1 protein-coding gene is annotated in these 278 nt (G+C 67.6%); it reads left to right on the top strand.

The window, feature by feature from the left end; genetic code table 11:
- A partial coding sequence (locus EN853_RS33760; protein WP_245517539.1) for a lyase family protein occupies nt 1–278 on the top strand: 278 nt, incomplete at both ends.

The following is a 278-nucleotide window of genomic DNA, read 5'->3' as shown; positions in this document are numbered from 1 at the left end:
CGGCACTGCAGCCGGGCAGCTCGATCATGCCGGGCAAGGTCAACCCGGTGATTCCGGAAGCAACCGTGATGGCCTGCGCGCAGGTGATCGGCCACCACACCGCGATCACCGTGGCCGGGCAGACCGGCAACTTCCAGCTCAACGTCACGCTGCCGCTGATCGCGGTGAACCTGCTGGATGGCATCGGCCTGCTGGCCAATGTGTCGCGGCTGCTGTCCGACAGCGCGATTGCCGGGCTGAAGGTGCGCGAAGACCGTGTTGCCGAGGCGCTGTCGCGC

The sequence above is a fragment of the Mesorhizobium sp. M1C.F.Ca.ET.210.01.1.1 genome (assembly GCF_004791585.1).
Lineage (GTDB): Bacteria > Pseudomonadota > Alphaproteobacteria > Rhizobiales > Rhizobiaceae > Mesorhizobium.
The sequence above is the reverse complement of the archived record's forward strand: the minus strand, read 5'-3'. Positions and strand labels throughout refer to the sequence as shown.